Genomic DNA, 26,954 nt, shown 5'->3' with positions numbered 1-26,954 from the left:
CCGACCTCAGCCCTCCAGCTCGTGGCGGTACGGCGGGTCCGCACCCGGTCGGGAGACGGTGACGGCGGCGGCCCGCGCGGCGTGGTCCAGCACCTCTGCGATCTCCGCGGCCGTCAGCTCGCGCAGGGCCTCGCGCTGCTCGGCGCCGAGCCGGCCGCGCTCCCACAGGGCGTCGACGAGCGCCGCGCCGAAGGTGTCCCCGGCGCCGATCGTGTCGGCGACCTCGACGGGCAGCGAGGCCACCTCGATCTCGCCCGCGGCGCCGACCCAGGTGGCGCCCTCGCTGCCACGCGTGACCACGACCGCCGCCGGGCCGAGGCCCAGCAGGTGCCGGGCCGCCGCGACGTTGTCGAGATCGGGGTAGAGCGCGGTGAGGTCCTCGTCGGACGCCTTCACCAGGTCGCTCACCGACGCCACCCGCTCGACGCGCTCGACGACGTCGGCACCGGTCCCCGTGATCGCGGGGCGGGCGTTGACGTCGTAGCTGATCGTCGCCACGTCGCGCAGCCGCGTGACCAGGGCGAGCACGTCGTCGGCGCCCGGCGCCAGCACGGCTCCCAGCGAACAGGTGTGCACGACGAGCGGCTGCTCGTCCCCCTCGACGGGGTTGAGGCGCCACTCGAGGTCGAAGTCGTAGTGCGCCGCACCGTCCGCGCCGATGGTCGCGAGCGCGGTCGAGGTCCGGGCCACGGCCGCCGGGTCCGACGCCAGGCGGACGCCCGCCTTCTCGAGGTGCGCCACGATCAGCGCGCCGTGGGCGTCGTCGGCGTAGCTCGTCGCGAAGCGCACCGGCCGCCCCAGCCGCGCGAGCGCCACCGCGACGTTGGCGGCACTTCCGCCGGCGTACTCCGTCCGGCTCCCGTCCGCTCCCTTCACGATGTCGATCAGGGACTCCCCCACCACCAGCACGTCGCGCTCCATGCGCCTTCTCTACCGCATCCGGGCACGACGTGGAACCGCGCGTAGGGTCCGTCTCATGGACGTGCACCCCCTCGACCCGTCGTCCGACCGGCCGCCGTACGAGCAGCTCCGCGTGCAGCTCGCCTCCCGCATCGCTGCGGGCGACCTGCCGCCCGGGACCCGGCTCCCGACGGTGCGTGCGCTCGCCGCCCAGCTCGACCTGGCCGCCAACACCGTGGCCCGCGCCTACCGCGAGCTCGAGGCCGACGGGGTCGTCGTCACCGAGGGACGTCGCGGCACCTCGGTCCCCCTGACCGCCCGGGCCGCCAGCGGCACCGAGGCCGCCGACGCCGCCACGTCGTACGCCGCCACCGCCCGCCGGCTCGGGCTCACGCTCGAGGAGGCCACCGCACTGCTCGCCCGCTCCTGGTGAGACCGCCGTCGGGGCGGCGCCCGGCGGCCCACCGCCCCGGACCACCACGACGGGCCACCGTAGGCTCGGACGGGTGAGACACGTCGTGCTCGGGACCGGTGCCGTCGGCGGCGTCATCGGCGCCCGCCTCCACCTGGCCGGCCTGCCCACCACCCTCGTCGCCCGCGGGGAGCACCTGGCGGCGATCCGGCGCGACGGACTCGTCCTCGACGCGGCCGACGGGCGCCACGTCATCGACGCGGCGGCCACCGGCTCGGTCGCCGACGTCGCCTGGACCGACGACACCGTCGTCCTGCTCGCCGTGAAGTCCCACCAGACGGCCTCCGCACTCGACGACCTCGCCGCCCACGCCCCGCCCGGCACCCCGGTCGTCTGCGTGCAGAACGGCGTGGCCAACGAGAGCGCCGTGCTGCGCCGCTTCGCCCGGACGTACGCCGTCTGCGTGATGCTCCCCGCCACCCACCTCGAGCCCGGGGTCGTGGTGCAGAAGTGCGACCCGGTGCCCGGGATCCTCGACACCGGTCGGTTCCCCGACGGCACCGACGACGTGACCGACGCGGTCGCCGCCGACCTCCGCCGCGCCGGGTTCGGGTCCGTGCCGCGCGCCGACATCATGGCGTGGAAGCACCGCAAGCTCCTGATGAACCTCGGCAACGGCGTCGACGCGTCCTTCGCCCCCGGCCCGGCGGCCGACGAGCTCGCCGACCGCGCGCAGACCGAGGGCGAGGACGTCCTGCACCGCGCCGGCATCCCGGTCACCAGCGCGGCGGACGACCGCGCCCGACGTGGCGAGACCCTGCGCCGCCGCACGGACGCGCCCGACCCTGCCGACACCGGGGGCTCGACCTGGCAGAGCGTGACCCGGGGCGGACCCGTCGAGGTCGACTACCTCTCGGGCGAGATCGTCCTGGTCGCCCGCCTGCACGGCCTCGCGGCGCCCGTCAACGAGGCCGTGCAGCGCGCCACGACCGCCCTGGCCGCCTCGGGGGGCGTCCCCCGCAGCCTCGACGCCGCCGAGCTCCTGGCCCGGCTCCCCTGACCGCCGTGACTGTCCCCGGTCGGTGCGAGCCTCGGTCCCCCGACCGGACGGAGGCCCGATGAACGACCACGACCCGATCCTCGCCAAGGTGCGCAAGCTGCTGGCCCTCGCCGAGGACCCCGCCGCGACCGCGCACGAGGCGGAGGCCTGCACGGCCAAGGCGACGCAGCTGATCGCCGACTACGGCATCGACCGGGCCCTGCTGGCGCAGGCCGACCCCCGCACCGATCCCGTCGGCGACCGCGTCGTCGACGTCGACGCACCGTACGCCGCCGACAAGCTCGACCTGCTCGCCACCGTCGCGACCAGCCTGCGCTGCACGGCGGTGCAGCGCAGCCGGCGCGGCGCGGGTCCCACCGAGCTCTCCCTGCACCTGTTCGGACACACGTCCGACCTCGAGCGCGCCGAGCTGCTGTGGACCAGCCTGCTGCTGCAGTCGGCCCACGCCCTGGCCCGGACCCCGGTGCCGCTCCACGAGCACAAGGCCGCCTTCCGGCGCTCCTGGCTGGCCGGCTTCCGGATGGCCGTCGGGCGTCGCCTCGTGGACGCCGAGGCCCGGGCGCAGCAGCACGCGGCACCGCGCTTCGCCGCGTCGGGCACGTCCGGCGCCCTGGTGCTGGCCGACCGGTCCGCGGAGGTCGTCCACGCCATGGAGACGGCCTACCCCGACGTCCGCACCGCCCGGGGCCGCAGCCTGTCGGGCTCGGGGACGGGCGACGGCTGGGCCGCCGGCCAGCGCGCCGACCTCGGTGCGACCCGCGTGGGCGGCGGCCGCCGCGCGTTGCACGGGTCCTGAGACGGCGAACGGCCCGCCACCCCGGAGGGTGACGGGCCGCTCGACCAGGAGCAGTCGGTGAGGACTACTCGCCGGCCTTGGTGAATCCGGCCGCCTGGGCCGACTCCTCGGAGTCGAACCAGACCTCGGCCGTGGTCTGCTCGAACCACTGCCCGTCGGGCGTGTGGTACTTCATCGAGTCCTCGTTGCCCTTGATCGGGAAGCCCTCGGGCGCCTTGGCGGCGTCCTCGAGCGGGACGCTGGAGCCGGCGTACTTGCCGCTCGTCCCGCCCTCGGTCTCCTCGAAGACGTCGGTGTCGACGCCCTCGACCGGAACGACGGTCTCCTCGTCGGCCACGGTCTCCTCGGTCACGGGCTCCTCGGCCGGAGCGGCCTTCGGGGCGGTCGTGGTGCGGGCCTTCGTGGACGGCGCCTTGGGGGCGTACGCCTCGGTCACGAGCTCGATCACGGCCATGGGCGCGTTGTCGCCCTTGCGGGGACCGATCTTCGTGATCCGGGTGTAGCCACCGGGACGCTCGGCGAACGACGGGCCGATCTCGGTGAAGAGGGTGTGCACGACCGACTTGTCGCGGATGGTCTTGAGGACCTCGCGGCGGTTGTGCAGGTCGCCCTTCTTCGCCTTGGTGATCAGCTTCTCGGCGTGCGGCCGCAGGACGCGGGCCTTCGCCTCGGTGGTCGTGATCCGACCGTGCTCGAACAGCGCCGTCGCCAGGTTCGCGATGATGAGGCGCTGGTGGGCCGGGCTACCGCCGAGGCGGGGACCCTTCTTGGGAGTAGGCATGGCTTCTCTCGTTTCTCCCGAGCCGTACTAGGTACTCGGATAGATGGTGCTGGGAAGTGCTCGGTGGTCGAGTGGCCCGAGGGCCGTGTCGAGACTCAGTACTGCTCGTCCTCGACGAACGCGTCGTCGTCGTCGTCGCCGTACGCCGCCAGGGCGGCGTGCGGGTCGAAGCCGGGCGCGCTGTCCTTGAGGGACAGGCCCATCTCGACCAGCTTGGCCTTGACCTCGTCGATCGACTTCGCACCGAAGTTGCGGATGTCGAGCAGGTCCTGCTCCGAGCGCGAGATGAGCTCACCCACGGTGTGGATGCCCTCGCGCTTGAGGCAGTTGTAGGACCGGACGGTCAGCTGCAGGTCCTCGACCGGGAGGGCGAGGTCGGCAGCCAGCTGCTCGTCGACGGGCGACGGGCCGATGTCGATGCCCTCGGCCTCGACGTTCAGCTCGCGGGCGAGGCCGAACAGCTCGACGAGGGTCTTGCCGGCCGAGGCGATCGCGTCGCGGGGACGGATCGACGGCTTGGTCTCGACGTCGATGACGAGCTTGTCGAAGTCGGTGCGCTGCTCGACACGGGTCGCCTCGACCTTGTAGGTCACCTTCAGCACGGGGCTGTAGATCGAGTCGACCGGCATCCGGCCGATCTCGTTGTCGGCGCCCTTGTTCTGGACGGCCGAGACGTAGCCGCGGCCACGCTCGACGACCAGCTCCATCTCGAGCTTGCCCTTGTCGGACAGGGTCGCGATGACGAGGTCGGGGTTGTGCACCTCGACACCGGCCGGGGGCGCGATGTCGGCGGCGGTGACGAGGCCGGCACCGGACTTGCGGAGGTACATCGTGACGGGCTCGTCGTGCTCCGAGGAGACGACCAGGCCCTTCAGGTTGAGGATGACCTCGGTGAGGTCCTCCTTGACGCCCTCGATCGTCGAGAACTCGTGGAGGACGGTGTCGACCTTGATGCTCGTGACCGAGGCACCGGGGATCGACGAGAGGAGGGTACGACGCAGCGAGTTGCCGAGCGTGTAGCCGAAGCCGGGCTCGAGCGGCTCGATCACGAAGCGCGAGCGGAACTCGTCGACGGACTCTTCCGACAGCGTGGGGCGCTGAGCGATAAGCACTGAATTCTTTCCTTTCCGGGGCCGCCCACCATTTGACGGGCCCGAACAATGAAGGTGAAAAGGAAGGTGGCGGCACCCCGGGTGGAACCCGAGGTGCCCCCGAGGGTGTTACTTCTTCGAGTAGTACTCGACGATCAGCTGCTCCTGGACCGGGATGTCGATCTGGGCCCGGACGGGGAGCTGGTGCACGAGGATCCGCATGCGGTTCGGCAGGGCCTCGAGCCACGCGGGGACGACGCGCTCGCCGTGCGTCTCGCGCAGGACGATGAACGGGGTCATCTCCAGCGACTTCTCGCGCACGTCGATCACGTCGTGGGCGGTGACCTGGAAGGACGGGATGTCGACCTTCCGGCCGTTCACCTTGAAGTGACCGTGCACGACGAGCTGACGGGCGTGACGGCGCGTGCGGGCGAACCCGGCGCGGTACACCACGTTGTCGAGGCGGCACTCCAGCAGCTGCAGGAGGTTGTCACCGGTCTTGCCGGTGCGGCGCGAGGCCTCGACGTAGTAGTTGTGGAACTGACGCTCGAGAACGCCGTAGGAGATGCGCGCCTTCTGCTTCTCGCGAAGCTGGAGGAGGTACTCGCTCTCCTTGATGCGGCCGCGGCCGTGCTGGCCGGGGGGGTACGGGCGACGCTCGAAAGCCTGGTCGCCACCAACGAGGTCGACACCGAGACGGCGCGACTTCTTGGTCATGGGGCCGGTGTAACGGGCCATAGCTCAAAGTCTCCTGTTCAGTCTCGGGTGATCAGACGCGACGGCGCTTGGGCGGCCGGCATCCGTTGTGGGGCGTGGGGGTGACGTCCTGGATGGTGCCGACCTCGAGGCCGATCGCACCCAGCGAACGGATCGCCGTCTCGCGGCCCGAACCGGGGCCCTTCACGAAGACGTCGATCTTCTTCATCCCGTGCTCCATCGCCCGACGACCCGCGGCCTCGGCGGCCATCTGTGCGGCGAACGGGGTGGACTTGCGCGAGCCCTTGAAGCCGACGGTGCCGGCAGAGGCCCACGAGATCACGGCACCGGTGGGGTCCGTGATCGTGACGATGGTGTTGTTGAACGTGCTCTTGATGTGGGCTTCGCCCTGAGCGACGTTCTTCTTCTCCTTGCGGCGCACCTTCTTGGCGCCGGCCGCTGTGCGGCTCTTGGGAGGCATTCAGTTTCTCCTGAAGTAGCTGGTCTGGGTGAGTGCTGAGGTCAGTGACGCGGCGTGGGCCGACGGATCACTTGGACTTCTTCTTGCCGGCAACCGTGCGCTTCGGACCCTTGCGGGTGCGGGCGTTGGTCTTGGTGCGCTGACCGCGGACCGGAAGGCCCATGCGGTGGCGACGACCCTGGTAGCTGCCGATCTCGATCTTGCGACGGATGTCTGCCTGGACCTCGCGACGGAGGTCACCCTCGATCTTGAAGTTGGCTTCGATCGCGTCACGGAGCTTGACCAGCTCTTCGTCTCCCAGCTGGTGGACGCGGAGGTCGGGGCTGACCCCGGTCTCGGCGAGCAGCTGCTGGGCGCGGGTACGGCCGATGCCGTAGATGTAGGTGAGTGCGATCTCGATGCGCTTGTCGCGCGGGAGGTCCACACCAACGAGGCGTGCCATTGTCTGGCCATTCCTTTCAAAGGGCTCAGGCCCTTCGGTGATCACAGAGGTTTTTGGTCGTGTCGCATCCCGCCCCTCGTCGGGCGGGCTCCGGCCTTCTGCTCCGGAGGTGGTTCGGTCCCGGCGACTCTCGTCGGTCGAGACCTAAGCGATCACGTTGAGTGGTGTTCAGTTGTGCGGTGCTGATCGCTGCGCGATCAGCCCTGGCGCTGCTTGTGACGCGGGTTCTCGCAGATGACCATGACGCGGCCGTGGCGACGGATCACCTGGCACTTGTCGCAGATCTTCTTGACGCTGGGGTTGACCTTCATCGAAGGAGGTCCTCTCGGCTGGCTACTTGTAGCGGTAGACGATCCGACCTCGGGTGAGGTCGTACGGCGAGAGCTCCACCACCACGCGGTCCTCGGGGAGGATCCGGATGTAGTGCTGGCGCATCTTGCCGCTGATGTGGGCGAGCACCTTGTGCCCGTTGCTCAGCTCCACGCGGAACATCGCATTCGGCAGGGCCTCCGTAATGGTGCCCTCGAGCTCGATCACGCCTTCTTTCTTCGGCATGTCCTCCACAATCTGTCGGTCGAATGTCTACCGTTCGTGCACTGTCCGCCGGATCGGTCCGACGGCCAGGTGGCCCGGGAACCTCCGCCCCGGAGGGCGGTGGACCTCGTGCAGCCGCTCGGGGTTCCTCTTCCCGGGCACACCACGAGACGCTCGAGAGCGACTCGACTGATGCTTCCGGGCAGCCACGAGGCACCACGAAGCAGACCCACGTTGGGCCGACACGCCAGTTTAGTGGGAAACGCCCGCGAAACACGAATCGGGCGGAGCCGGGTGGCTCACCCCGCCAGCAGGCGGAGGGTCTCCTCGCGCGCCGGGCTGGAGGCGGGCTCCGTGCCCTCGTGCGCGCCGGCCACCGGGTGGATCATGACCTCGTCCACAGCGTACGTCGCAGCGAGCCGGGCCACCGCATCGCGGGCCCGCTCGGGGCCGCCGATCACCCAGCGCGACCGCATCGCCTCGAGCAGCGGGCGGTGCGCCTCGGGCACCTCGACCTTCTCGGCCTCCTCGACGGTCCGCTGCGGGGTGAGCGGCTGGCCGGTGCGCAGGGCGAGCATCGCGAGGAGCTGAGGCAGCGCGAGCGCCTCGGCCTCCTCGTCGCTGGCCGCGACGGCGGCGTTCACGGTGAGGAACGTGCGCGGCTCGGCGAGCTCCGGGGACGGGCGGAAGGACGAGCGGTAGAGCTCGAGCGCCTCCGCGGTCCCCTGCCCGGAGAAGTGGTGGGCGAAGACGTAGGGCATGCCCTTCTCGGCGGCGAGCCGGGCGGAGTAGTCCGACGAGCCGAGCAGCCAGATGGTCGGCACGGACGTCGCGACCGGCGTCGCCCGCAGCGGGTGCGTGCGACCGTTGACGGCCAGGCCCACGCCCTCGGGCTCCATCATGGCCAGCACGTTGTCGACGTACTCCGGGAAGCGGCTCACGGCCTCGTCGCTCACGCCGCCGGCACCGTGGCGCAGGGCGAAGCTGGTGACCGGGTCCGTGCCCGGTGCCCGGCCGATGCCGAGGTCGATGCGACCCGGGAAGGCCGCCTCGAGCAGGGCGAACTGCTCCGCGACGACGAGCGGCGCGTGGTTGGGCAGCATCATCCCGCCCGAGCCGACCCGGATCGAGCGCGTGGCGGCGGCCAGCATCGCGATCATGACGGGCGGGTTGGTGGCCGCGACCGCGGGCATGTTGTGGTGCTCGGCCACCCAGTAGCGGCGGTAGCCCAGGTCGTCGGCCGCGCGCGCGAGCGCGACGCTGGAGGCGATGGCGTGCGACGTCGTCTGGTCGCTGCGCACGGGCACGAGGTCGAGCACGGACAGGGTCGGGCGTTCGGAGCTCACCTGGGCACAACCCCGCGCGGCGGCCGGTCTATTCCGGCCGGGCCGTTCTCAGGGTCAGCCGCGGGCGCTGCGGCGGACGAGCAGCAGCGCCCCGCCCAGGGTGGTGGCGGCCAGCACGACCAGCACCAGCAGGTCCGCCCACCACTGGCCGGACGTGTGCGCGAACAGGCCGTCCACGACCTGGCCCGGGCGCCCCCGTTCGGGGCGCTCCAGGTCGACGGTCGCGGCACAGAGCGCGTAGCCCCAGCGGCCCGGCGCCAGCCAGGCCAGCTGCTCGAGGAAGGGCCGGCCGGACACCTCGACGAGGGCGCCGGAGAGCACCAGCTGCAGCATCACGAGCCCGACGAGCGCCGGCATCGTCTGCTCGGAGCTGGTCACCACGGCGGAGACCGCGAGACCGGCCACCGCCATCGTGGCGGACACGGCCCCGATCGCGAGCGCGACCTCCAGCGTGCCGAGCCCGAGGACTCCCCCGTCGTCCGGCCCGGGCAGGCCGACCGTCGCCAGCCAGGTGACGAGCACGCCCTGCAGGAACGCCGCGGTGCCGAGCACCAGCACCTTGGCGAGCAGGTAGGCACCGGGCGAGAGGCCGACGGCGTACTCCCGCTGGAAGATGGCCCGCTCCTTGACCAGCTCGCGCACCGTCACCGCCGTGCCCATCAGCGCGGCGGCCACCACGAGGATCGTCAGCCGCTGGACGACCTCGCCGGCCAGGGGCGGGCCCTCGCCGCCGGTCCCGAGGATCGACAGACCGTGCCCGCCCTGGACGACACGGCTCAGGCCGCCCAGCACGAGCGGCATCAGGACCAGCAGCCCGAGGAGCAGCCGGTCGGCGGCCGTGACCGCGAGGTTGCGCCGCACGAGCGTCGACAGCTGGCGCCCGAAGCTCTGGCGGGGCGGGGGCGGCACGGGGCCGTTGAGCGCGGGCAGCCGGTCGACCTCGCCCGTCCTCGCCGGGGTCGGCGGGGTCGACCGGTCCACCGGGTCGGGCGCGTCGAGGAGGTCGAAGACCGCCGGGTAGTCCGCGGCGCCGAAGTGCGCCAGCACGCCGCCCGGCGGGCCGACGTGGGCCAGCCGCCCGCCGGGTGCCATCACCATCACCCGGTCGCACCCGTCGAGGGCGAGCACGGAGTGCGTCACCACGACGACCACCCGGCCCTCGTCGGCGAGGTGGCGGAGCTGGCGCATCACGTCCCGGTCCAGGCCGGGGTCGAGGCCGGAGGTCGGCTCGTCGAGGAAGAGCAGCGGCGGGGCCGTGAGCAGCTCGGTGGCGATCGAGACCCGCTTGCGCTGGCCGCCCGAGAGCTGGGTCCCGATCCGCAGGTCGATCTGGTCCTCGAGCTGCAGCTGGGCGACCACGCGGTCCACGCGCGCCGCGCACTCGTCGGCCGAGGTGTCGGGCGGGAGCCGCAGGCGGGCGGCGTAGGTCAGCCCCTGGCGCACCGTCAGCTGCGGGTGCTGGATGTCCTGCTGCGGCACCCGCCCGATCTGGAAGCGGAGCTGCTCGTAGTGCGTGTAGAGGTCGTGCCCCTGCCACACCACCCGGCCGCGGGTCGCCGGGCGCAGGCCGGTGAGCGCGCCCAGCAGCGTGGACTTGCCGGCGCCGGACGGGCCGATGACGGCGGTCAGCGTCGACGGCGCGAGCTCGAAGGAGACGTCGTCGAGCAGGCGCTTGCCGCGGGCCACCGTCGTGGTCAGGTGCTCGGCGTGCAGCGTCAGGTCGTGGCGGGTCGTGCGGGCGACCAGCTGGCTCCCGTCCCAGCCGAAGGCCTGGTGCCCGACGATCACCTCGTCACCGACCGCCAGCGGCACGGCGCCGTCGATCCGGTGACCGTTGACGAAGGTCCCGTTGAAGCTCTCGAGGTCGCGCAGCACGGCCGGGGCGCCCGGCTCGAGCGTCGCGTGCTGCCGCGAGACGAGCGGGTCGTCGAGCACCACGTCGTTGCTGCGGGTCCGGCCGATGGTCAGGACCCGACCGGCGGGCCGGCGTACGGGCAGGACGGCGGCGCCGTCCGCCAGCCGGCCGGGAGGTATGACGGGAGCGGCAGGCCCCGGGGCCTCCGGGACGGGCCGCGGCTCGCGCACCGCGAGCGGCTCGACCAGCACGGCCACCCCGGCCGGGCCGCCGACGAGCAGCCTGCTCGCGCGTCCGGCGTCGAGCCGCTCGCGGTCGACGCGCCGGCCCTCGAGCCAGGTGCCGTTGGTGCTGGCCAGGTCGACGACGCACCAGTCGTCGCCGGTGCGCCGCAGCTCGGCGTGCCGCCGCGAGACGTCCTCGGCCCCGAGGACCACGTCGCAGGACAGGTCGCGACCGAGCACGACGACGTCCTCGGTCAGCACCACGACGGTGCTCCCCCAGCTGAGCCGGACCCCCGATGGTGCGGTGCTCATGTCCCCCGACAGGTTCGTGGCCGGCGCGTGCTCAGCCTGCGCTGCGGTGGTCCGCCCGGTCCTTCGCGAGGCTGGCCACCGTGGTCACGGCGAGCGTACCGATGATGACGACCAGCGAGAGCCAGATCGGGATCTCGGGCGCCCACTCGATGTGCTCGCCGCCGTTGACGAACGGCAGCTCGTTGAGGTGCAGCGCCTCGAGGATCAGCTTCACGCCGATGAAGAACAGCAGGAAGGCCAGCCCGTAGGACAGGTAGACCAGGCGCTGGAGCAGGTCGCCGATGAGGAAGTAGAGCTGGCGCAGCCCCATGAGCGCGAAGACGTTGGCGGTGAAGACGAGGTAGGGCTCGTCGGTCAGGCCGTAGATCGCCGGGATCGAGTCGAGCGCGAAGAGCAGGTCGGTGAGACCGAGGGACAGCACCACGATCGCCATCGGCGTGACGAGGCGCTTGCCGTTCTCCTTGACGCTCAGCTTCACGCCGTTCCACTGGTCGGTGGCCGGGAGCCGCTTGCGGGCGAAGGCCACGATCCGGGGCTCGTCGTACTGGTCGCCGTCGTCGTCGTCGTCCTTGGCGAGCTTGTAGGCCGTGTAGACCAGGAACAGCCCGAAGAGGTAGAAGATCCAGCTGAAGTTCGAGATGGCGGCCGCGCCGAGCGCGATGAAGATGCCGCGCATGACCAGCGCGATCACGATGCCGATCAGCAGGGCGGTCTGCTGGTACTCCCGGGGGACCTGGAGCTTGGCCATGATGATGATGAAGATGAAGAGGTTGTCGACGGAGAGGGAGTACTCCGTCAGCCAGCCGGCGAAGAACTCCCCGCCGTACTGCCCACCGGCGAAGTACCACACGCCGATGCCGAAGAGCACGGCCAGCGCGACGAACCCGGCGAGGTGCGTCACCAGCTCACGGGTCTTCGGCTCGTGCGGACGGCGTCCGATGATGAAGACGTCGACGAGCAGGAGCCCCGTCGTGACGAGGACGGTGGTCCACCAGAGCCAGGGTGCTACATCCACGGCGTCGGCCTTTCCAGAAGGTCGGTGTCGGGTCGGGGGGCGGCGCTCACGCCGGCCGGGCACGCCGGACGGCGCACCCCAGGGTGTTCAACCTACCGTCCACCGAAAGGGACGCCGAGGGCGCTCAGCGCGGCCTCGCCGCCGTCCAGGGCGGTCAGGACCCACGCGCCCTGCGGCGTGAGGGTGAAGGTGTGCTCGAAGTGGGCCGACCAGGTGCCGTCGGCCGTGACGACCGTCCAGTCGTCGTCGAGGACGACGGTGTCCTTGCCGCCGAGCGTGATCATCGGCTCGACCGCGAGGGCCAGGCCCTGGACGAGCTTGGGGCCACGGCCGGCGCGGCCGTAGTTCGGGACGTTGGGCGGCTGGTGCATCGCGGAGCCGATGCCGTGCCCGACGTAGTCCTCCAGGACGCCGTAGCTGCCCTGGCTGCGCACGTGGGACTCGACGGCGTGCGAGATGTCGGTGACCCGGCCGCCGAGGCGGGCGGCGCCGATCCCGCGCCACATCGCCTCCTCGGTGACCCGCATCAGCTCGGTGACCTCGGTGGGCACCTCCCCGATGGCGACGGTGATCGCCGCGTCGCCGTGCCAGCCCTCGACGATGGCGCCGCAGTCGATGGAGACGACGTCTCCCTCCGCGAGCACTCGCTCACCGGGGATGCCGTGCACGACCTCGTCGTTCACCGACGCGCAGATGGACCCCGGGAAGCCGTGGTAGCCCTTGAACGACGGGACCGCACCCGCGCCGCGGATGTTGTCCTCGGCGATCGCGTCGAGCTCACCGGTGGAGATCCCGGCCCGGGCGCTCGCGCGCATCAGCTCCAGGGTCTCCCCCACCACCAGTCCGGCCCGGCGCATGAGGGCGATCTGGTCGGGGGTCTTGATCTCGACGCCCCGGTCCAGGAAGACCACGGCGGGTCAGCTCTCGGGGATGATGTCGAGGGCCTCGAAGATGCGGCCGGTCACGTCGGCGACCTCACCCATCCCGTCGACCTCGACGATGAGCCCGCGGTCGCGGTAGACCTCGATGAGCGGCTCGGTCTCCTCGCCGTACAGCTCCTGGCGCCGGCGGATGACGTCCTCGGTGTCGTCGGTGCGCCCCTCGACCTGGGCGCGCTGCAGCAGCCGCTGGACGATCTCGTCCGGGTCCACGGTCAGCACGACGACGGCGTCGAGCGAGTGACCGGTGAACTTGATCATCCCGTCGAGCTCCTCGACCTGGGCGAGCGTGCGGGGGTACCCGTCGAGCAGGAACCCCGGCGTCGCGTCGTCCTCGTCGATCCGGTTGCGGACCATCTTGTTGGTGACCTCGTCGGGGACGTACTCACCTGCGTCCATGTACCGCTTGGCCTCGACCCCGAGCGGCGTGCCCTCGGAGACGTTGGACCGGAAGATGTCGCCCGTCGAGATCGCGGGGATGCCGAAGTGCTCGGCGACGAACTTCGCCTGGGTGCCCTTCCCGGCCCCGGGCGGGCCCATCATGATCAGTCGCATCAGCGCAGGAATCCTTCGTAGTTGCGCTGCTGGAGCTGGCTCTCGATCTGCTTCACCGTGTCGAGTGCGACGCCCACCATGATCAGGATGGAGGTGCCGCCGAACGGGAAGTTCTGGTTCGCGTTGATGAACACGAAGGCGATCAGAGGGATCAGGGCGATCAGACCGAGGTAGAGCGCGCCCGGCAGCGTGATGCGGGACAGGACGTAGGACAGGTAGTCCTCGGTCGGCTTGCCCGCCCGGATCCCGGGGATGAAGCCGCCGTACTTCTTCATGTTGTCCGCGACCTCTTCGGGGTTGAAGGTGATCGAGACGTAGAAGTAGGTGAAGAAGACGATGAGCAGGAAGAACGCGAGCATGTAGAGCGGGTGGCTGCCCTTGACGAGGTAGTCGTTGATGAACACGACCCACTTCGAGGAGCTGTCCCGGTTGAACTGCGCCGCCATCGCCGGCAGGTAGAGCAGCGACGAGGCGAAGATGACCGGGATGACGCCGGCCTGGTTGACCTTGAGCGGGATGTAGGTCGAGCTGCCACCGAACATCTTGCGGCCGACCATCCGGCGGGCGTACTGCACCGGGATGCGGCGCTGCGCCTGCTCGATGAAGATGACCGCCGCGATGACCACGAGCCCGATCAGGATCACGACCGCGAAGACCCACCAGCCCTTGGACTTGCCGACGGCCCACAAAGAGCCGGGGAAGCCCGAGACGACCTGCGTGAAGATCAGCAGCGACATGCCGTTGCCGATGCCGCGGTCGGTGATCAGCTCGCCGAGCCACATGATGACGGCGGTGCCGGCGGTCATGGTGACGACCATGACGAGGAACGTCGAGGTGCTGTCGCTGTGCAGCAGCGAGCCCGAGCAGTTCTGGAGCAGGTTCCCCGAGCGCGCCAGCGCGACGATGCCGGTCGCCTGCAGGAGCGCGAGACCCAGGGTGAGGTAGCGGGTGTACTGCGTGATCTTGGTCTGGCCCGCCTGGCCCTCCTTCTTCAGCGCTTCGAGCCGCGGGATGACCACGACGAGCAGCTGCAGGATGATGCTGGCGGTGATGTACGGCATGATCCCCAGCGCGAAGATCGTCAGCTGGAGCAGCGCGCCGCCGGAGAACAGGTTGATGAGGCTGTAGGCGCTGTTGGTCTGGGAGCCGATGCACTCCTGGACGTTGGCGACGTTCACACCGGGAGCCGGGATCTGCGAACCGAGCCGGAAGATCGTGATGATCATCAGCACGAACAGCAGCTTGCGCCGCAGGTCCGGGGTTCGGAAAGCATTGGCGAACGCGCTCAGCAAGACATCCTCTTTCTCCAAGCGGGGGTCGGCCCTCGCTCAACTCCCACGAAGACCCGGGGAAGCCTAACAGGCGGCCCACAGGTCTCGATGGTGCCCACGGGACGGGCTGAGGGGCGCGGTCAGCAGTTGCCGTCCGCGCCCCTCGCAGGTGTCACTTGAAACAGGTCACAGCACCGTGGTGGTGCCGCCCGCTGCCTCGATCTTCTCCTTGGCGGAGGAGGAGAACGCGTTCGCGGTCACCTCGACCTTCACGGAGATGTCGCCCTGACCGAGGACCTTGACCGGGTGGCCGTCGCGAACGGCGCCCTTGGCGACCAGCTCGGAGACGCCCACGGTCCCGCCCTCGGGGAAGAGCTCGGTGATGCGGTCCAGGTTCACGACCTGGAACTCCACCTTGAAGGGGTTCTTGAACCCCTTCAGCTTGGGGAGCCGCATGTGGATCGGCATCTGGCCACCCTCGAAGGCGACCGGAACCTGGTAGCGAGCCTTGGTGCCCTTGGTACCGCGGCCCGCGGTCTTGCCCTTGGAGCCCTCACCGCGACCGACACGGGTCTTCGCGGTCTTGGCGCCGGGGGCCGGACGCAGGTGGTGCAGCTTGAGCGTCATGTCAGTCGACCTCCTCGAACGTCACCAGGTGACGAACGGTGTTGACCATGCCACGGATCTCCGGGCGGTCCTCCTTGACGACGACATCACCGATCCGCTTGAGACCCAGCGTGCGCAGGGTCTCCCGCTGGTTGGCCTTGACGCCGATGATGCCCTTCTTCTGCTCGACCTTGAGGCGCGCCATCACTGACCAGCCCCCTGGGCGACCTCGGCCCGGGCCCGGAGGAGCGCCGCCGGAGCGACCGCCTCGACCGGGAGGCCACGCCGCGCCGCCACGGCCTCGGGCTGCTCCAGCATGCGGAGCGCCTCGACCGTCGCGTGGACGATGTTGATCTGGTTGGACGACCCGAGCGACTTGCTCAGGACGTCGTGGATGCCGGCGCACTCGAGCACCGCACGCACCGGGCCACCGGCGATGACGCCGGTACCGGGCGAGGCGGGGCGCAGCAGGACGACGCCCGCGGCCTTCTCACCCTGGACCGGGTGAGGGATCGTGCCCTGGATGCGGGGGACGCGGAAGAAAGCCTTCTTCGCCTCCTCGACACCCTTGGCGATCGCCGCGGGAACTTCCTTGGCCTTGCCGTAGCCGACGCCGACCATTCCTTCGCCGTCACCGACGACCACGAGGGCGGTGAAGCTGAAGCGACGACCACCCTTCACGACCTTGGCGACGCGATTGATCGCGACGACCCGCTCGATGTAGGCGGTCTTGTCAGCACCCTGGCCACCGCGACGGTCGTCACGGTTTCCACGGCGCTCGCCACCGGCACGCTGTCCGCGCTGGGCTCCGCTCATGAGTCTTCCTCTTCTCTTCCTTGCAAGCCTGTAGCCATCAGAACGTCAGGCCGCCCTCGCGGGCGCCATCGGCAAGGGCCGCGATGCGACCGTGGTACTTGTTGCCGGCGCGGTCGAAGACCACGCCGTCGACGCCGACGGCCTTGGCGCGCTCGGCGACGAGGGCACCGACCTTCTGGGCCTTGGCAGTCTTGTCACCGTCGAAGGACCGGAGGTCCTTCTCCGTGGTGGACGCGAACGCGATCGTCTTGCCGACCAGGTCGTCCACGACCTGGGCGGTGATGTGCTTCGACGACCGGGTGACCACCAGGCGCGGGCGCTCGGCAGTGCCGGAGATCTTCTTGCGACCCCGGACCTGTCGGCGCAGACGCGACTTGACGCGGCCTGCGGTGTGCTTGTTGTTCTTGAGTGAGATCGCCATGGGTTACTTACCGGCCTTTCCGACCTTGCGGCGGATGTGCTCGCCGGCGTAGCGGACGCCCTTGCCCTTGTAGGGCTCGGGCTTGCGCAGCTTGCGGATCTTGGCGGCCGTCTCGCCGACGAGCTGCTTGTCGATGCCCTGGACGCCGAGCTTGGTCGGGCTCTCGACCGTGAAGGTGATGCCCGCGGGGGCGTCGAACACGATCGAGTGGGAGTACCCGAGCTGGAACTCCAGCTGGGTCGGACCCTTCGACAGGACGCGGTAACCCACGCCCACGATCTCGAGCTTCTTCTCGTAGCCGTCGGTGACACCGACGACCATGTTGCTGATCAACGTGCGGGTCAGCCCGTGCAGCGAGCGGCTCTCGCGCTCGTCGTCGGGACGCTTGACCTCGAGCGCGCTCTCGCCCTGCTCGACGGTGATCGGCGAGGCGACGGTGTGCGACAAGGTGCCCTTGGGGCCCTTGACGGTCACCAGCTGCTCGGCGATCGCGACGTCGACACCCGACGGGACCGCGATGGGGAGCTTGCCAATACGCGACATGCTTCAGATCTCCTGTTCGGTCTCGTCGTTACCAGACGTAGGCGAGGACTTCCCCACCCACGCCCTTCTGGTTGGCCTGGCGGTCGGTCAGCAGGCCCTGGCTCGTCGAGATGATCGCGACGCCCAGGCCGCCGAGCACCTTCGGGAGACCCGTGTGCTTGGCGTAGACCCGGAGACCGGGCTTGCTGATCCGGCGCACGCCCGCAATGGAACGCTCCCGGTTGCGGCCGTACTTGAGCGTGATGGTCAGCGTCTTGCCGACCTCGCCCTCGGCGGGCTCCGCCACGTCGTACGACGTGATGTAGCCCTCCTGCTTCAGGATGTCGGCGACACCCTGCTTGAGCTTGCTGTACGGCATGGTCACCGCATCGTGGTACGCCTGGTTGGCGTTGCGCAGACGAGTGAGCATGTCTGCGATCGGGTCAGTCATCGTCATGGCCGCGAGGCCCTTTCTCCACCGTGGTTTCGCACCTGCACCTCAGGCGCGACCTGCAGCGATCGTTTGTTGTTGAAGGTGGTGGGGGTCACCGGGAGGTGGGTCACCAAGAAGACTTGGTCACGCCGGGCAGCTCGCCGCGGTGCGCCATCTCGCGCAGGCAGATGCGGCACAGGCCGAACTTCCGGTAGACGGCCTTGGGCCGGCCGCAGCGCTGGCAACGGGTGTAGCCGCGCACCGCGAACTTGGGCTTGCGAGCCGCCTTGACCTTGAGCGCAGTCTTCGCCATGTCAGTTCTCCTTGAACGGGAAGCCGAGCTGCTTGAGCAGCGCCCGACCCTGGTCGTCGGTGGTGGCCGTGGTGACGATCGTGATGTCCATGCCGCGCGAGCGGTCGATCCGGTCCTGGTCGATCTCGTGGAACATGACCTGCTCGGTGAGACCGAAGGTGTAGTTGCCACGGCCGTCGAACTGGTTCGGGTTCAGACCACGGAAGTCACGGATACGGGGCAGCGCGAGCGACAGCAGCCGGTCGAGGAACTCCCACATCCGGTCGCCGCGCAGCGTGGTGTGCGCGCCGATCGGCATGCCCTCACGCAGCTTGAACTGGGCGATGGACTTGCGGGCCTTCGTGACCAGCGGCTTCTGGCCGGTGATCGCGGTGAGGTCCTTGACCGCACCCTCGATCAGCTTCGAGTCGCGAGCGGCCTCGCCGACACCCATGTTGACCACGATCTTGGTCAGGCCGGGCACCTGCATGACGTTCTGGATCTCGAACTCGGACTTGAGCGCGGGGAGGATCTCCTCGCGGTAGCGAGCCTTGAGACGCGGGCCGGCGTAGTCGCCGGAGGCGTTCTCGGTCTGGGTCTCGGTCATCAGATTTCCTTGCCGGTCTTGCGCGAGATGCGCACGCTGCGCGTCGACGAGTACGTCGAACCGTCGGGCCGGCGCTTGGTGACCTCGTCACGGCGGAAGCCGATCCGGGTCACGCCGTCGCCCTCGACGAGCATCACGTTGGAGACGTGGATCGGGGCCTCGGCGGTGATGATGCCGCCGGTCGTGCCAGCGCGACCGCCCTGGTTGACGACCTTGGTGTGCCGCTTGATGCGGTTGACACCCTCGACGATCACCCGGTTCTCCTCGCGGAGGACCTGGATCACCTTGCCCTCGGCGCCCTTGTCCTTGCCAGCGATCACCTTGACGGTGTCGCCCTTCTTGATGTTCAGGCTCTTACTCATGAGTCAGAGCACCTCCGGCGCGAGCGAGATGATCTTCATGAACTTCTTCTCGCGCAGCTCGCGGCCCACGGGGCCGAAAATGCGGGTGCCTCGCGGCTCGCCGTCGTTCTTGAGGATCACGGCGGCGTTCTCGTCGAAGCGGATGTACGAACCGTCGGCACGGCGGCGCTCCTTGACGGTGCGCACGATGACGGCCTTGACGACGTCACCCTTCTTCACGTTGCCGCCGGGGATCGCGTCCTTGACGGTGGCGACGATCGTGTCGCCGATACCGGCGTAGCGCCGACCCGAACCGCCGAGAACACGGATGCAGAGGATTTCCTTCGCACCGGTGTTGTCGGCGACCTTGAGTCGCGACTCCTGCTGGATCATCAGTTTCTCCTGGTTGTCGTGCTGGTTCTCGTGCCCTCACGGAGCCCGAGCCTTGCCGAACTCGATGGGTGTGTTACTTGGCCTTCTCGAGGATCTCGACGATGCGCCAGCGCTTGGTGGCGGACAGCGGCCGGGTCTCCATGATCAGGACCCGGTCGCCGATGCCACAGGCGTTCGCCTCGTCGTGAGCCTTCAGCTTGCTCGTGCGGCGGAGGACCTTGCCGTAGAGCGCGTGCTTCACGCGGTCCTCGACGGACACGACCACGGTCTTGTCCATCTTGTCGCTGACGACCAGGCCCTCACGGACCTTGCGAGCGTTGCGCTCGGTCGACGTCGCGGTCTGCTCGCTCATGCGGCACCATCCTCGTTGTTGCTGGAGCCCGGGGCGGTCCGGATGCCGAGCTCGCGCTCGCGCACCACGGTATAGATCCGGGCGATGTCCTTCTTGACCGTGCGCAGCCGGCCGTGGCTCTCCAGCTGGCCGGTGGCCGCCTGGAAACGGAGGTTGAACAGCTCCTCCTTGGCCTCGCGCAGCTTGGCCTCGATGTCGACGTTCGTCATCTCGTCGAGCTCGTGAGCGGTGGTAACCATCAGAATTCACCCGCCTCTCGCGAGATGAACCGGCACTTCAGGGGCAGCTTGTGCATCGCGAGGCGCATGGCCTCACGAGCGGTCGCCTCGTCCACACCGGAGAGTTCGAACATGACACGGCCGGGCTTGACGTTGGCGACCCACCACTCGGGCGAGCCCTTACCGGAACCCATGCGGGTCTCGGCCGGCTTCTTCGTCAGCGGGCGGTCCGGGTAGATGTTGATCCACACCTTTCCGCCGCGCTTCATGTGGCGGGTCATCGCGATACGCGCCGACTCGATCTGGCGGTTCGTGACGTACGCCGGGCCCATGGCCTGGAGACCGAAGTCGCCGAAGGCGAGCTTGGTCCCACCCTTGGCCGCACCCGTCCGCTTGGGGTGGTGCTGCTTGCGGTGCTTGACACGACGGGGCATCAACATGGCTCAGGCCTCCTTCGGAGCGTCAGCGGCGGGCGCCGCGGCCTCGGCCGGAGCCTCGGTCGCGGGAGCGTCGGTGCGGTCGCTGCGCGTGGGACGGTCGGCGCGCGTGCCGCGGCTCGGGCGCTCACCACCACGGGCGGGCGGACGGCTGCCGCCGCGGCCGGGGACACCGGCGCGGGCAGCGGCCTGGGCCTGACGCTCGGCACGGGAGCCGGCGACCTCGCCCTTGTAGATCCAGACCTTCACGCCGATGCGGCCGAAGGTCGTCTTGGCCTCGTAGAAGCCGTAGTCGATGTCGGCACGCAGCGTGTGCAGCGGGACGCGACCCTCGCGGTAGAACTCGGTGCGCGACATCTCCGCGCCGTTGAGCCGACCGGAGCACTGGATCCGGATGCCCTTGGCACCGGACCGCATCGTGGTCTGCATCGCCTTGCGCATGGCGCGACGGAACTGCACACGACCGGAGAGCTGCTCGGCAACGCCCTGGGCGACCAGCTGCGCGTCCATCTCGGGGTTCTTGACCTCGAGGATGTTCAGCTGCACCTGCTTGCCCGTGAGCTTCTCGAGCTCGCCGCGGATGCGGTCGGCCTCGGCGCCACGGCGACCGATGACGATGCCGGGACGCGCGGTGTGGATGTCCACACGGACGCGGTCACGGGTGCGCTCGATCTCGACCTTGGCGATACCGGCCCGCTCCATGCCCTTCGACAGGAGCTTGCGGATGGCGACGTCCTCACCGACGTAGGCCTTGTACAGCTTGTCGGCGTACCAACGGCTCTTGTGGTCCGTGGAGATGCCGAGGCGGAAGCCGTTCGGGTTGATCTTCTGGCCCATCAGGCACTCTTCCTCTTCGTGGGGGTGGCCTTCTTCTCGGCCACCACCGCGGCCGGCTGAACCGCCAGCGTGATGTGGCTCGTGCGCTTGTTGATGCGCGTCGCCCGGCCCTGGGCCCGGGGGCGCCAGCGCTTCATGGTCGGACCCTCGTCCACCCGGGCGACCGAGACCACGAGGTCAGCGGCGTCGAGCGACTCGGTCGTCTCGGCGTTCGCGATCGCGCTCTCGAGCACCTTGTAGACGGTCTCGGAGGCGGCCTGCGGTGCGAACTGCAGCAGCGCGAGGGCCTCGTCGACGCGGAGACCGCGGACCATGTCGACGACACGGCGGGCCTTCATCGGGGTGATCCGCACGAAGCGGGCGGTGGCGAAGGAGCCCGGCTGGTCGCCGAGCAGCGACTCGCGACGGGCGCTGGTGCGATTGCGCTCGGTGGTGCTCATCGACGACGTCCCTTCCGGTCTTCCTTCACGTGCCCGCGGTAGGTGCGGGTGGGGGCAAACTCGCCGAGCTTGTGACCGACCATCGCGTCGGTGACAAACACGGGAACGTGCTTGCGGCCGTCGTGCACGGCGATCGTGTGACCGATCATGTCCGGCACGATCATCGAACGACGCGACCAGGTCTTGATCACGTTGTGGCTGCCCTTCTCGTTCTCGGCGTCCACCTTCTTGATCAGGTGGCCGTCGACGAAGGGGCCCTTCTTCAGGCTGCGAGGCATGTCGTTTACTTCCTACCCTTGCCGGACTTGCGGCGACGGATGATCTGGGAGTCGGAGGCCTTGCGCTTGCGCGTGCGGCCCTCGGGCTTGCCCCAGGGGGACACCGGGTGACGACCACCGGACGTCTTGCCCTCGCCACCACCGTGCGGGTGGTCGACAGGGTTCATGACGACACCGCGGACGGTCGGGCGCTTGCCCTTCCAGCGCATGCGGCCGGCCTTGCCCCAGTTGATGTTGGACTGCTCGGCGTTGCCGACCTCACCGACGGTGGCGCGGCAGCGCACGTCGACGAAGCGCATCTCGCCGGACGGCAGGCGCAGGGTGGCGCGCGAGCCCTCCTTGGCGACGAGCTGGGCGCTCATGCCGGCGGAGCGGGCGATCTTGGCACCGCCACCGGGACGAAGCTCCACGCAGTGGATGGTCGTACCGACGGGGATGTTGCGCAGCGGCAGGTTGTTGCCCGGCTTGATGTCGGAACCGACGCCCGACTCGACCGGCGTGCCCTGCACGAGGTCCTTCGGCGCGATGATGTACCGCTTCTCGCCGTCGGCGTAGTGCAGCAGCGCGATGCGCGCGGTGCGGTTGGGGTCGTACTCGATGTGCGCGACCTTGGCCGGGACACCGTCCTTGTCGTAGCGACGGAAGTCGATGATGCGGTAGGCCCGCTTGTGACCGCCACCCTGGTGCCGGGTGGTGATCCGGCCCTGGTTGTTGCGGCCGCCCTTCTTGGGCAGCGGACGCGTCAGCGACTTCTCCGGAGTGGTCCGGGTGATCTCGACGAAGTCGGCCACCGAGGAGCCACGACGGCCCGGGGTGGTCGGCTTGTACTTGCGAATAGCCATGATTCTCTGAATCCCTCGCTCTTCTGTGGCGCCCCGGTCAGGAGACCGGGCCCCCGAAGATGTCGATGCGGTGACCCTCAGCGAGGCTGACGATGGCGCGCTTGCTGTCGGCGCGCTTGCCGAGGCCGTTGCGCGTGCGACGCGTCTTGCCCTGGCGGTTGAGCGTGTTGACCGACGTCACCTTGACGTTGAACACCTTCTCGACCGCGATCTTGATCTCGGTCTTGTTGGCGTCGCGGCGCACGATGAAGGTGTACTTGTTCGCGTCGAGGAGGCCGTAGCTCTTCTCGGACACGACCGGCGCGATCAGGATGTCGCGGTGGTCCTTGTGCAGGGTGCTCACTTCGAGTCCTCCTCGGCAGCAGCGACGGTCGTCGTGCCGTTCACCAGCGCGTCGAAGGCGCCCCGGGTGAAGACCACGTCGTCGGACGCCAGCACGTCGTAGGTGTTCAGCTGGTCGACCGCCACGATGTGCACGTGCGGCGCGTTGCGCAGCGAGAGCCAGGTGACGGAGTCGTTGCGCTCGAGCACCACGAGGAAGTGGCGACGGTCGGCGATCCCGGCCAGGGCGGCCAGGGCCGACTTGGTGGAGGGGACGTCGCCCGTGACGAGCGAGTCGACCACGTGGACGCGGTCGTTGCGGGCCCGGTCGGAGAGGGCACCGCGCAGGGCGGCGGCCTTCATCTTCTTGGGGGTGCGCTGGTCGTAGTCACGCGGCTTGGGACCGTGGACGACGCCACCGCCGGCGAACTGCGGCGCGCGGGTCGAGCCCTGGCGGGCGCGGCCGGTGCCCTTCTGCTTGTAGGGCTTGCGGCCACCGCCGCGGACCTCGCCGCGACGCTTGGTGGACGCGGTGCCCTGACGGGCGGCGGCCTGCTGCGCGACGACGACCTGGTGGATCAGCGGGATGTTGACCGCCACGTCGAAGATCTCCGCGGGGAGGTCGACCTTGCTGGACTTGGTAGCCATGTTCAGACCTCCTGGGTCTTCTTGGCGGCGGAGCGCAGCACGATGAGCCCACCCTTGGGGCCGGGGACGGCACCCTTGATGAGGATCAGGCCACGCTCGGTGTCGACGGCGTGCACGGTGACGTTCTGGGTGGTGACGGTGTCGTTACCCATCCGGCCGGCCATGCGCATGCCCTTGAAGACGCGACCCGGGGTGGCGCAGGCGCCGATCGAGCCGGGCTTGCGGTGGTTGCGGTGCGCACCGTGCGAGGACGAGACGCCGTGGAAGCCGTGACGCTTCATGACGCCCGCGAACCCCTTGCCCTTGCTGGTGCCGGTTACGTCGATCTCCTCGCCAGCGGCGAAGGTGTCGACGGCCAGCTCCTGGCCCACCGTGTAGGTGGCGGCGTCGGCGGTGCGGATCTCGACCAGGTGACGACGCGGAGTCGTCCCGGCCTTGGCGAAGTGACCGGCCTTGGGCTTGGTGACCTTGCGGCCGTCGATCTCGCCGAACCCGACCTGGATGGCGTTGTAGCCATCGGTCTCGGGCTGGCGGACCTGGGTGATCACGTTGGTGGTCGCGGCGATCACGGTCACGGGGACGATCTTGTTGTTCTCGTCCCACAGCTGGGTCATGCCGAGCTTGGTGCCCAGCAGCCCCTTCACGTTGCGTTCGAAAGTCATGTCCCGGACCTCAGAGCTTGATCTCGATGTCGACACCGGCAGGCAGGTCGAGACGCATCAGCGAGTCGACCGTCTTCGGGGTCGGGTCGATGATGTCGATGAGGCGCTTGTGGGTGCGCATCTCGAAGTGCTCGCGGGAGTCCTTGTACTTGTGGGGCGAGCGAATGACGCAGTACACGTTCTTCTCGGTCGGCAGCGGCACGGGGCCGGCGACCTTGGCACCCGTACGGGTGACGGTGTCCACGATCTTGCGCGCCGAGGTGTCGATCACCTCGTGGTCATAGGCCTTGAGCCTGATGCGGATCTTCTGTCCCGCCATAGGTCTCTCTCGTCCTTAGTCAGTCTGTGCCGGTGTGAACCGGAACCGCGTGCCTTCGTTTCTCGACCTGGCCCCGGGTGAGGCCCTGCCGCCCTTGCTCCACCTCGACTCCGCCGACCCCCGCGGTCGGGCGTGTCGTGCCCGGTGAGGAAAAACCTCGGGGCGCAACACAAGACCGGGGTCTTGCTTCGTCTCTTCGGTGGCGCCCGACGGGTTCGTCGGGCTGATCGGGTCTCCGTCCACATCACTGCAGAGCTGGTGCGGCGCACGCCAACCACCAGCAAGTCAGGAGACGCGATGGAGTAGTCAAGATGTGCCGCACCCCGGCAACCCGCCGGAGCAACCTGACTATCTTGGCAGAGATCCCCAGCAGCGCCAAATCGCTTCTGCCTCAGTCCTCCCGGGCCTCCACGAAGCGCAGCACGGCACGCCCGGCGGGCAGCAACCGGGCCCGGTAGTCGGTCATCAGCTCGTAGCCGTGGCCGGACCCGCCGTCGACGAACCGGGCCCCGGCCGCCCGCGCGAGGCGCTCGGCGGCGTCGTACTGCTGGTCGCCGTCGGAGCGGGCGTAGACGACCAGGCCGGGACGATCCGCCCGGGCGAGGGCGCGGGCCCGGTCCAGGAGCCGGATGCCGTCCCAGCTGCTGACGCCCGAGACGTCCACCCACGCGTCGACCCGGGCGCCGTCGGCGACCGCGAGCACGGTCCGCGAGCCGCCCATCGAGGCCCCGACCAGGACGACCCGGTCCGCGCCGAGGTCGTCGCGGGCGTGCGCCACGGCCACCCGCACCTGGTCCACCGCCGGCAGGTCGGGGTCGCAGGTGCTCTCGGCGTACCCGCACATGTCCACGGCGACCGACGCGATCCCGGCGTCCGCCGCGCGGGCCGCGAAGCGGCCCCAGCCGCACAGGCCCCACGGCCCGGTCTGGTGCAGGAGGACGAGGACCGTGCCGCTGCCGCGCGTCGGGCCGAAGTCGGCCGCGGCGAGGGAGGGACCGGAGCCACCGCCGAGGCGGACCGGTCGCACGGGCGTCCCGTCGGGGATCCCGCTCGCGCAGCGGCTGCGGAGCGCCGCCACCGGGTCCGTCGGGGTCGAGGGGTCCGCCGCCGACGGCGACGTGGGCGCGGTCCCCGACGTGGAGGTGTCCCCCGCGGAGCACCCGCCGAGCGCGAGCAGGCCCACGAGAAGTCCCCCGAGGAGGGTCGTCACCGGCCGCGCGCGCACGAGCGGAGGTTACGCCCCCGGAGCGCTGGGGAGACTGTCCGCGAGGTCGCCGCGACCTGACAGGATGAGCGCGTCGCGCAGACGCAGCACCGAGGGGGAGACGGATGTCCGGCCACGAGAGCTACCCGCCGCCCGGCGGCACGCCCGCGTGGGGCACTCCCCCGCCGGCGCCGTACGCCGCGCCGTACCCCACCAGCCCACCCCCGGGCATGCTGCCGCCCGGCCTGCCGCAGGCCGGCGGCCCGCCGCCCCCGTGGCAGCCGCCCCCGGGCATGCTCGGCGCCGCCCACAAGCCCGGTGCGCTGCCGCTGCGACCGCTGGGGCTCAGCGACATCTACGACGCGGCGTTCCGCATCATCCGCTTCAACCCGCGGGCGACGGTCGGCTCCGCCGTGCTGGTGGCCGCGGTGTCGATGCTGATCCCGATCGTCATCACCGCCGTGCTGACCTGGACCGTGGACCTCTCCCTCGACCAGGCGTCGGGCTCCTCCCCGAGCACCGGGGAGCTGGCCGGTCTGGTCGGCTCACTGGGGTCCCTGGGGCTCGGCACGGTCCTGCAGTCGATCGGCCTCGTGCTGGTGACCGGGATGATCGCCCACGTCACGGCCGCCGCGGCCATCGGTCGGCGCCTGACGCTCGGCGAGGCGTGGCGGGCCACGCACGGCAAGCGCTGGCGCCTGATCGGGCTGACCCTGCTGCTCGGCCTGATGATCGCGCTCGTCATCGGGCTGTACGCCCTGACCTACCTCCCCGTGACGTTGCTGCTCGACGGCTGGGGCATCGCGGTCTACGCGGTGCTCTCCGCACCCCTCTTCCTGGCGTTCCTGTGCTGGTTCTGGGTGCGCGTCTACTACCTGCCCGTTCCCGCGCTGATGCTCGAGGACGTCGGCGTCCTCGGCGCGATCGGTCGCGGCTTCCGGCTGACCAGGCGGCAGTTCTGGCGGACCTTCGGCATCGCGCTGCTCACCGTGCTCATCGCGCAGATCGCCGGCAGCATGCTCGCGGCGCCGATCTCGATCGTGGGACAGGGCTTCCTGATGGGCTCCGGCGGCGGGCAGTACGCCGTGCTCGCGCTCGTCCTGTCGAACGCGCTGAGCTCGGTGGTCTCGGCGGCGTTCGTCGCGCCGTTCACGACGGCGGTGGCGTCGCTGCAGTACCTCGACCAGCGGATGCGCAAGGAGGCCTACGACGTCGAGCTGATGACGCAGGCGGGGCTGACGGTGTCGTGACGGCCG

At 69.9% G+C, this 26,954-nt stretch carries 40 protein-coding genes; 4 read left to right on the top strand and 36 right to left on the bottom strand.

The annotated features are described in order from the left end of the window. Nucleotides 1–6 precede the first annotated feature (6 nt). Nucleotides 7–921 (bottom strand): carbohydrate kinase family protein, encoded by a 915-nt coding sequence (locus H5V45_RS15630; protein WP_185253775.1) that lies wholly within the window; start codon nt 919–921, stop codon nt 7–9. A gap of 55 nt (nt 922–976) precedes the next feature. On the opposite strand from H5V45_RS15630, the gene H5V45_RS15625 reads away from it, so the two are divergent. The 3 genes from H5V45_RS15625 to H5V45_RS15615 all read left to right on the top strand — a co-directional run bounded on the left by H5V45_RS15625 (nt 977) and on the right by H5V45_RS15615 (nt 3,168). Further along, on the top strand, nt 977–1,333 hold the full coding sequence (locus H5V45_RS15625) for a GntR family transcriptional regulator (RefSeq protein WP_185253774.1): 357 nt from the start codon (nt 977–979) through the stop codon (nt 1,331–1,333). A gap of 73 nt (nt 1,334–1,406) precedes the next feature. After that, nucleotides 1,407–2,372, top strand: a complete 966-nt coding sequence (locus H5V45_RS22715; protein ID WP_185253773.1) for a ketopantoate reductase family protein — start codon at nt 1,407–1,409, stop codon at nt 2,370–2,372. A 58-nt stretch (nt 2,373–2,430) separates the two neighbouring features. Continuing rightward, nucleotides 2,431–3,168, top strand: coding sequence for a DUF2786 domain-containing protein (locus H5V45_RS15615; protein ID WP_185253772.1), 738 nt, complete (start codon nt 2,431–2,433; stop codon nt 3,166–3,168). 64 nt (nt 3,169–3,232) lie between these two features. Here the strand turns inward: H5V45_RS15615 and rplQ are convergent, their stop codons facing one another. The 35 genes from rplQ to H5V45_RS15440 all read right to left on the bottom strand — a co-directional run bounded on the left by rplQ (nt 3,233) and on the right by H5V45_RS15440 (nt 25,719). Continuing rightward, complete coding sequence (rplQ, locus tag H5V45_RS22890) at nt 3,233–3,949, bottom strand: 50S ribosomal protein L17, sunset domain variant (protein WP_185253771.1); 717 nt, start codon at nt 3,947–3,949, stop codon at nt 3,233–3,235. A 95-nt stretch (nt 3,950–4,044) separates the two neighbouring features. Continuing rightward, nucleotides 4,045–5,061, bottom strand: coding sequence for a DNA-directed RNA polymerase subunit alpha (locus H5V45_RS15605; protein ID WP_185253770.1), 1,017 nt, complete (start codon nt 5,059–5,061; stop codon nt 4,045–4,047). A 108-nt stretch (nt 5,062–5,169) separates the two neighbouring features. Then, on the bottom strand, nt 5,170–5,778 hold the full coding sequence (gene rpsD, locus H5V45_RS15600; RefSeq protein WP_185253769.1) for a 30S ribosomal protein S4: 609 nt from the start codon (nt 5,776–5,778) through the stop codon (nt 5,170–5,172). Nucleotides 5,779–5,809: 31 nt separating this feature from the next. Further along, nucleotides 5,810–6,217, bottom strand: coding sequence for a 30S ribosomal protein S11 (gene rpsK, locus H5V45_RS15595; RefSeq protein ID WP_090849777.1), 408 nt, complete (start codon nt 6,215–6,217; stop codon nt 5,810–5,812). Nucleotides 6,218–6,284: 67 nt separating this feature from the next. Next, entirely contained in the window at nt 6,285–6,659 is a 375-nt protein-coding gene (gene rpsM, locus H5V45_RS15590) for a 30S ribosomal protein S13 (RefSeq protein ID WP_185253768.1), read from the bottom strand. A 197-nt stretch (nt 6,660–6,856) separates the two neighbouring features. Next, on the bottom strand, nt 6,857–6,970 hold the full coding sequence (gene rpmJ, locus H5V45_RS15585) for a 50S ribosomal protein L36 (RefSeq protein ID WP_056862094.1): 114 nt from the start codon (nt 6,968–6,970) through the stop codon (nt 6,857–6,859). Nucleotides 6,971–6,992: 22 nt separating this feature from the next. Further along, a complete protein-coding gene (infA, locus tag H5V45_RS15580; RefSeq protein ID WP_026145687.1) occupies nt 6,993–7,214 on the bottom strand; it encodes a translation initiation factor IF-1 in 222 nt (73 codons plus the stop codon). Between the two features lie 278 nt (nt 7,215–7,492). Next, nucleotides 7,493–8,539, bottom strand: a complete 1,047-nt coding sequence (locus H5V45_RS15575) for an LLM class flavin-dependent oxidoreductase (RefSeq protein ID WP_343061586.1) — start codon at nt 8,537–8,539, stop codon at nt 7,493–7,495. A 54-nt stretch (nt 8,540–8,593) separates the two neighbouring features. Beyond that, complete coding sequence (locus H5V45_RS15570) at nt 8,594–10,930, bottom strand: FHA domain-containing protein (RefSeq protein ID WP_185253767.1); 2,337 nt, start codon at nt 10,928–10,930, stop codon at nt 8,594–8,596. A 31-nt stretch (nt 10,931–10,961) separates the two neighbouring features. Further along, the gene (locus H5V45_RS15565) at nt 10,962–11,945 is read right to left on the bottom strand and encodes a TerC/Alx family metal homeostasis membrane protein (protein WP_185253766.1); all 984 of its coding nucleotides are present in this window, start codon (nt 11,943–11,945) and stop codon (nt 10,962–10,964) included. 92 nt (nt 11,946–12,037) lie between these two features. Further along, nucleotides 12,038–12,856: a type I methionyl aminopeptidase gene (map, locus tag H5V45_RS15560; protein ID WP_185253765.1), complete on the bottom strand. Its 819-nt coding sequence runs from the start codon at nt 12,854–12,856 to the stop codon at nt 12,038–12,040. Nucleotides 12,857–12,862: 6 nt separating this feature from the next. Then, the gene (locus H5V45_RS15555) at nt 12,863–13,438 is read right to left on the bottom strand and encodes an adenylate kinase (protein WP_185253764.1); all 576 of its coding nucleotides are present in this window, start codon (nt 13,436–13,438) and stop codon (nt 12,863–12,865) included. Continuing rightward, nucleotides 13,438–14,730 (bottom strand): preprotein translocase subunit SecY, encoded by a 1,293-nt coding sequence (secY, locus tag H5V45_RS15550; RefSeq protein WP_185253763.1) that lies wholly within the window; start codon nt 14,728–14,730, stop codon nt 13,438–13,440. Before secY ends, H5V45_RS15555 begins: the two co-directional genes overlap by 1 nt. A gap of 165 nt (nt 14,731–14,895) precedes the next feature. After that, nucleotides 14,896–15,336 (bottom strand): 50S ribosomal protein L15, encoded by a 441-nt coding sequence (gene rplO / locus H5V45_RS15545; RefSeq protein ID WP_185253762.1) that lies wholly within the window; start codon nt 15,334–15,336, stop codon nt 14,896–14,898. A gap of 1 nt (nt 15,337) precedes the next feature. Further along, nucleotides 15,338–15,520, bottom strand: a complete 183-nt coding sequence (rpmD, locus tag H5V45_RS15540; RefSeq protein WP_185253761.1) for a 50S ribosomal protein L30 — start codon at nt 15,518–15,520, stop codon at nt 15,338–15,340. Beyond that, the gene (gene rpsE / locus H5V45_RS15535) at nt 15,520–16,131 is read right to left on the bottom strand and encodes a 30S ribosomal protein S5 (protein WP_185253760.1); all 612 of its coding nucleotides are present in this window, start codon (nt 16,129–16,131) and stop codon (nt 15,520–15,522) included. Before rpsE ends, rpmD begins: the two co-directional genes overlap by 1 nt. A 37-nt stretch (nt 16,132–16,168) precedes the next feature. Then, nucleotides 16,169–16,552, bottom strand: a complete 384-nt coding sequence (rplR, locus tag H5V45_RS15530; RefSeq protein ID WP_185253759.1) for a 50S ribosomal protein L18 — start codon at nt 16,550–16,552, stop codon at nt 16,169–16,171. Between the two features lie 3 nt (nt 16,553–16,555). Next, nucleotides 16,556–17,095, bottom strand: a complete 540-nt coding sequence (gene rplF / locus H5V45_RS15525; RefSeq protein ID WP_185253758.1) for a 50S ribosomal protein L6 — start codon at nt 17,093–17,095, stop codon at nt 16,556–16,558. A 28-nt stretch (nt 17,096–17,123) separates the two neighbouring features. Further along, nucleotides 17,124–17,531, bottom strand: coding sequence for a 30S ribosomal protein S8 (gene rpsH, locus H5V45_RS15520; protein ID WP_182524550.1), 408 nt, complete (start codon nt 17,529–17,531; stop codon nt 17,124–17,126). A 103-nt stretch (nt 17,532–17,634) separates the two neighbouring features. After that, the gene (locus H5V45_RS15515) at nt 17,635–17,820 is read right to left on the bottom strand and encodes a type Z 30S ribosomal protein S14 (RefSeq protein ID WP_011757321.1); all 186 of its coding nucleotides are present in this window, start codon (nt 17,818–17,820) and stop codon (nt 17,635–17,637) included. Between the two features lies 1 nt (nt 17,821). After that, on the bottom strand, nt 17,822–18,406 hold the full coding sequence (rplE, locus tag H5V45_RS15510; protein ID WP_185253757.1) for a 50S ribosomal protein L5: 585 nt from the start codon (nt 18,404–18,406) through the stop codon (nt 17,822–17,824). Further along, nucleotides 18,406–18,768: a 50S ribosomal protein L24 gene (gene rplX / locus H5V45_RS15505; protein ID WP_221634025.1), complete on the bottom strand. Its 363-nt coding sequence runs from the start codon at nt 18,766–18,768 to the stop codon at nt 18,406–18,408. The genes rplE and rplX overlap by 1 nt, the downstream gene beginning before the upstream one ends. Nucleotides 18,769–18,771: 3 nt before the next feature. Further along, entirely contained in the window at nt 18,772–19,140 is a 369-nt protein-coding gene (gene rplN / locus H5V45_RS15500) for a 50S ribosomal protein L14 (protein ID WP_185253756.1), read from the bottom strand. 73 nt (nt 19,141–19,213) lie between these two features. Beyond that, a complete protein-coding gene (gene rpsQ / locus H5V45_RS15495; RefSeq protein ID WP_185253755.1) occupies nt 19,214–19,492 on the bottom strand; it encodes a 30S ribosomal protein S17 in 279 nt (92 codons plus the stop codon). After that, on the bottom strand, nt 19,489–19,731 hold the full coding sequence (gene rpmC, locus H5V45_RS15490; protein ID WP_185253754.1) for a 50S ribosomal protein L29: 243 nt from the start codon (nt 19,729–19,731) through the stop codon (nt 19,489–19,491). Before rpmC ends, rpsQ begins: the two co-directional genes overlap by 4 nt. Next, complete coding sequence (rplP, locus tag H5V45_RS15485) at nt 19,731–20,150, bottom strand: 50S ribosomal protein L16 (RefSeq protein ID WP_185253753.1); 420 nt, start codon at nt 20,148–20,150, stop codon at nt 19,731–19,733. Before rplP ends, rpmC begins: the two co-directional genes overlap by 1 nt. Nucleotides 20,151–20,153: 3 nt before the next feature. Then, on the bottom strand, nt 20,154–20,984 hold the full coding sequence (rpsC, locus tag H5V45_RS15480) for a 30S ribosomal protein S3 (RefSeq protein WP_185253752.1): 831 nt from the start codon (nt 20,982–20,984) through the stop codon (nt 20,154–20,156). Next, nucleotides 20,984–21,424, bottom strand: coding sequence for a 50S ribosomal protein L22 (gene rplV, locus H5V45_RS15475; RefSeq protein ID WP_185253751.1), 441 nt, complete (start codon nt 21,422–21,424; stop codon nt 20,984–20,986). Before rplV ends, rpsC begins: the two co-directional genes overlap by 1 nt. After that, nucleotides 21,421–21,702 (bottom strand): 30S ribosomal protein S19, encoded by a 282-nt coding sequence (rpsS, locus tag H5V45_RS15470; protein WP_185253750.1) that lies wholly within the window; start codon nt 21,700–21,702, stop codon nt 21,421–21,423. Before rpsS ends, rplV begins: the two co-directional genes overlap by 4 nt. A gap of 5 nt (nt 21,703–21,707) precedes the next feature. Then, a complete protein-coding gene (gene rplB, locus H5V45_RS15465) occupies nt 21,708–22,544 on the bottom strand; it encodes a 50S ribosomal protein L2 (protein ID WP_185253749.1) in 837 nt (278 codons plus the stop codon). A 37-nt stretch (nt 22,545–22,581) separates the two neighbouring features. After that, on the bottom strand, nt 22,582–22,887 hold the full coding sequence (rplW, locus tag H5V45_RS15460; RefSeq protein WP_185253748.1) for a 50S ribosomal protein L23: 306 nt from the start codon (nt 22,885–22,887) through the stop codon (nt 22,582–22,584). Further along, a complete protein-coding gene (gene rplD, locus H5V45_RS15455) occupies nt 22,884–23,513 on the bottom strand; it encodes a 50S ribosomal protein L4 (RefSeq protein ID WP_185253747.1) in 630 nt (209 codons plus the stop codon). The genes rplW and rplD overlap by 4 nt, the downstream gene beginning before the upstream one ends. 2 nt (nt 23,514–23,515) lie before the next feature. Continuing rightward, nucleotides 23,516–24,175, bottom strand: a complete 660-nt coding sequence (gene rplC / locus H5V45_RS15450; protein ID WP_185253746.1) for a 50S ribosomal protein L3 — start codon at nt 24,173–24,175, stop codon at nt 23,516–23,518. A gap of 10 nt (nt 24,176–24,185) precedes the next feature. Continuing rightward, nucleotides 24,186–24,494 carry a 30S ribosomal protein S10 gene (gene rpsJ, locus H5V45_RS15445; RefSeq protein ID WP_008360994.1) on the bottom strand — a complete coding sequence of 103 codons (309 nt, stop codon included), beginning with the start codon at nt 24,492–24,494 and terminating at the stop codon, nt 24,186–24,188. A 391-nt stretch (nt 24,495–24,885) separates the two neighbouring features. Further along, the gene (locus H5V45_RS15440) at nt 24,886–25,719 is read right to left on the bottom strand and encodes an alpha/beta fold hydrolase (protein WP_185253745.1); all 834 of its coding nucleotides are present in this window, start codon (nt 25,717–25,719) and stop codon (nt 24,886–24,888) included. Nucleotides 25,720–25,823: 104 nt separating this feature from the next. Between H5V45_RS15440 and H5V45_RS15435 the strand changes: the two genes are divergently transcribed. After that, nucleotides 25,824–26,948: a hypothetical protein gene (locus tag H5V45_RS15435; protein ID WP_185253744.1), complete on the top strand. Its 1,125-nt coding sequence runs from the start codon at nt 25,824–25,826 to the stop codon at nt 26,946–26,948. Nucleotides 26,949–26,954 lie beyond the last annotated feature (6 nt).

Origin of the sequence: Nocardioides luti (assembly GCF_014212315.1) — a bacterium.
Taxonomy (GTDB): domain Bacteria; phylum Actinomycetota; class Actinomycetes; order Propionibacteriales; family Nocardioidaceae; genus Nocardioides; species Nocardioides luti.
Note: the sequence above shows the minus strand (reverse complement) of the source record. Positions and strands in the feature narration are given on the sequence as shown.